We start from the raw sequence: 1,122 nt of genomic DNA, 5'->3' as shown, positions 1-1,122 counted from the left end.
GCCATCTAATGAAACCTTATTTTGCATTATTTATTATCAGCAACGGTCATGCCGGGAATAGGGTAAATATCCCGATATAATCGATCACAACAATAAAGTCAGTAAGATTAAAAAACCAACCCCATACAGGTTTGCCGATGAAACTCAGTATCCATATTCTAATCAGTGCCCAAAATCTTGGACACGATTGTCGGAGAAAGAACAGACGGTTCAGGAGAGCAAGAGTGTATTAAAGACCCTCTACAACTGACAACATCATCATTAATGGCTGGTGACTTAGACAAAGGCAGTGTCCACTATTGTCAGTACACTTCAGATGCATTCATTTATGCCGTGGCGGTGGCTCTCGGCCTCTATCGTTTCTACCTATTTTTACGCGCATTTACGTATTTTTTTGCTGTATTTAAGTGCATAATCTCAGGCAAATAAATCAAGTTTTATCTCGGTGTATTCATAATTCTCAGTATCGGTTCGTTAGTGATTTTTACAGTAAATCTGTTGCTGACGTATATTTCTCTAATGGGTGTTTTGCTGGAGTCATATATGCCCACGCATATGGTTAATGACGTAACACATCTAAGGAAAGTAACACCCTATTATGAGTCAATCGACATTCCCCTATGAACCTTGGCTAGCTGCGATGATCGCGGTTGCCCGGCACTATCGCCTTGATTATTCAGAAGAGAATGTTCGAGTCTCTCTGGAATGGGAACAGGGGGCGGCCCTTGATATTGTTTTAGATCGCATGGCCCGCCAATTGGGGCTTGTCGTGCGTTTTGAACCATTTGATCCGGCTCAGTTGGATCCGTGGCGGATGCCTATGATTGTCGAGTTTACTGACGGTCAGGTCGGCGTGCTGGAAAAAATGGATAGTGAAGACCATATCAGCGTGTTGTTCAGCGGTGACAAAGGTATGTCTACGCCGTTAAATGTCACTGAAATCAGTGAACGAACCAAGCTGGTCGTATTGCTGAAACCTGAATCCTCGGTTCCGGATGCGCGGGTTGATGAATATATTAAGCCTTACAAAAAAGACTGGTTTTGGGCTATCGCTCTGCGTGATTGGCGCCGTTATATCGATATTATGCTGGCTTCGTTGGTCGCTAACGTACTGGCGCTGGC

1 protein-coding gene is annotated in these 1,122 nt (G+C 43.9%); it reads left to right on the top strand.

Features of this window, described 5'->3' with window-relative positions:
• Positions 1-598 precede the first annotated feature (598 nt).
• On the top strand, positions 599-1,122 hold a 524-nt coding region (locus YWE_RS28285), incomplete at its 3' end, for an ATP-binding protein (RefSeq protein ID WP_036016794.1).

The sequence above is a fragment of the Budvicia aquatica DSM 5075 = ATCC 35567 genome, assembly GCF_000427805.1.
Taxonomy (GTDB): domain Bacteria; phylum Pseudomonadota; class Gammaproteobacteria; order Enterobacterales; family Enterobacteriaceae; genus Budvicia; species Budvicia aquatica.
Note: the sequence above shows the minus strand (reverse complement) of the source record. Positions and strands in the feature narration are given on the sequence as shown.